Origin of the sequence: Pseudomonas sp. 2822-17 (assembly GCF_002742485.1) — a bacterium.
In the GTDB taxonomy this organism is placed as follows: Bacteria; Pseudomonadota; Gammaproteobacteria; order Pseudomonadales; family Pseudomonadaceae; genus Aquipseudomonas; species Aquipseudomonas cyclaminis.
Window position 1 is genome coordinate 1 of record NZ_LJRZ01000131.1, and the last position, 294, is coordinate 294.

Genomic DNA, 294 nt, shown 5'->3' on the forward strand with positions numbered 1-294 from the left:
TCTATGGTGGAACATATCGCCTATTTGAACAAGTGCTTGTGCAGTACGGAATTAAATTTGCATACGCCGATATACGTAATCCACAAGAGTTTGAAACACTAATAACAGAAAATACAAAAGCATTATTTATTGAATCACCTACTAATCCACTAATGCAGAAAGCTGATATTAAGGCTTTTGGTGAGTTGGCGAAAAAGAAAAATTTACTCTTGATTGTAGATAACACATTTTATACACCACTACTTCAACAACCAATCAATGATGGGGCACACATTGTGATACACAGTGCTACGA

The 294-nt window shown here is 35.4% G+C and carries 1 protein-coding gene; it reads left to right on the forward strand.

What is annotated here, in order from left to right:
• Positions 1-294, forward strand: a 294-nt coding sequence (locus tag AOA60_RS01240) for an aminotransferase class I/II-fold pyridoxal phosphate-dependent enzyme (protein WP_143522318.1), incomplete at both ends; no start/stop codon positions are given.